The organism is Erythrobacter sp. SN021 (assembly GCF_021864455.1).
This window is the reverse complement of the sequence record NZ_JAKKUW010000249.1, coordinates 1-280: the sequence shown is the minus strand read 5'-3', so window position 1 is coordinate 280 and position 280 is coordinate 1. Positions and strand designations below refer to the sequence as shown.

Genomic DNA, 280 nt, shown 5'->3' with positions numbered 1-280 from the left:
ACGCCCACCCGGTGCCGGCCGACGAGCTCCGCCAGAGGGTGGCGCCGGTGCTCGGCCCGCCCGACGATTTCGACGCCATCGTCGACGAGACCGGGGCACGGCACGCCATCTTCGCCTTCCAGATCGACCCCGACGTGACCCTGCGACGCCTCGTACACCGCTGCCAGGAGCGTGAGCTCGGGATGGCGATCGTCCCGCGTCTGTTCGATGATGCGACGAACCGGATGGTCCTCGAGCACGTGGGCGGGATCCCGGTCTTCGAGCTTCGCCAGGTCGACCC

1 protein-coding gene is annotated in these 280 nt (G+C 70.0%); it reads left to right on the top strand.

Annotation, left to right across the window (positions count from 1 at the left end; all coding sequences use genetic code 11):
- A partial coding sequence (locus L5849_RS15775) for a nucleoside-diphosphate sugar epimerase/dehydratase (protein ID WP_236926312.1) occupies positions 1 to 280 on the top strand: 280 nt, incomplete at both ends.